Origin of the sequence: Aquimarina macrocephali JAMB N27 (genome assembly GCF_000520995.1) — a bacterium.
Classification (GTDB): Bacteria; Bacteroidota; Bacteroidia; order Flavobacteriales; family Flavobacteriaceae; genus Aquimarina; species Aquimarina macrocephali.
In genome coordinates, this window is record NZ_JACA01000149.1 from 1 (window position 1) to 476 (window position 476).

The 476-nt window shown below is 37.6% G+C and carries 1 protein-coding gene; it reads left to right on the plus strand.

The features are described from left to right. Positions 1-55: 55 nt before the first annotated feature. On the plus strand, positions 56-476 hold a 421-nt coding region (locus Z054_RS29700; protein ID WP_174412254.1), incomplete at its 3' end, for a PriCT-2 domain-containing protein.

Consider the following 476-nt stretch of genomic DNA (forward strand, 5'->3'; position numbering starts at 1 on the left):
GGGTGTTTGTTACCCTATGACCCTAATCCATATATACATCCAAAATATACAAGCGATGCTAAAATTTGAGCCTAAAAAATACTTGTCTTCTGCATCAGAAGCTGAAAACGAAAATCAAATAATGGAAACTTCTAATGTACCTTCTTCCCTTGATGATTATGAAAAGGTAAAAGAGGTGGTTTCTGTACTGGAAACTTCCGGAACAGACATTACTGGAAATTATGGGGATTGGATTAAAATCGGATTTGCCTTTGCAGATGCTTTTGGTAGTATGGGAGAGGAATTATTTCTAAGGGTGAGCAGTAATTATCCTAAATATGATGCTGCTAGCTGTCGCAAACAATACCAAAAATGTTTGCAAAGTAATAATTCAGGGGTTTCTTTAGGTACGTTTTTCCATTTGGCAAAGTTAGCAGGGGTAACCCCTTCTCAGGCGAAACCAAAAGTAGTTGCATTACAGGCATCCAAACCTAAAG